This window comes from Burkholderia anthina (assembly GCF_902498995.1).
In the GTDB taxonomy this organism is placed as follows: domain Bacteria; phylum Pseudomonadota; class Gammaproteobacteria; order Burkholderiales; family Burkholderiaceae; genus Burkholderia; species Burkholderia anthina.
Genome location: NZ_CABVLY010000071.1, coordinates 1 through 546, shown reverse-complemented (window position 1 = coordinate 546; position 546 = coordinate 1). Strand labels below are relative to the sequence as shown.

The 546-nt window shown below is 57.9% G+C and carries 4 tRNA genes; all 4 read left to right on the top strand.

Features of this window, described 5'->3' with window-relative positions:
• The first annotated feature begins 23 nt into the window (after positions 1-23).
• Positions 24-99 (top strand) — tRNA-Glu (locus BME24068_RS34835).
• An 80-nt stretch (positions 100-179) separates the two neighbouring features.
• Positions 180-256 (top strand) — tRNA-Asp (locus BME24068_RS34830).
• Positions 257-320: 64 nt separating this feature from the next.
• Positions 321-396: transfer RNA gene (locus BME24068_RS34825), tRNA-Glu, on the top strand.
• Between the two features lie 73 nt (positions 397-469).
• A tRNA-Asp gene (locus BME24068_RS34820) sits at positions 470-546 on the top strand.

Genomic DNA, 546 nt, shown 5'->3' with positions numbered 1-546 from the left:
ATTAAAGATGTAAGCAGTACGCTGTCCCCTTCGTCTAGAGGCCTAGGACATCACCCTTTCACGGTGAGTACAGGGGTTCGAATCCCCTAGGGGACGCCAGGATTCAGCGGCGTTTCGTAGAAGTGTCGCAACGCTTGCAGGGCGTGAATGTGGTCCTGCAGGTGATAGAGCAGAAAGCTGGAGCGGTAGTTCAGTTGGTTAGAATACCGGCCTGTCACGCCGGGGGTCGCGGGTTCGAGCCCCGTCCGCTCCGCCAGAACAAGCCCGTTCAAATGAACGCTTTGAACGGGCTTTTGCATTAAAGATGTAAGCAGTACGCTGTCCCCTTCGTCTAGAGGCCTAGGACATCACCCTTTCACGGTGAGTACAGGGGTTCGAATCCCCTAGGGGACGCCAGATTTCGGCGTCGTTCGAACAAACGATGCGCCGGCAGGAAGTAACCGACGCCTGCCAGGCAAGAAGCAAGACTGGAGCGGTAGTTCAGTCGGTTAGAATACCGGCCTGTCACGCCGGGGGTCGCGGGTTCGAGTCCCGTCCGCTCCGCCA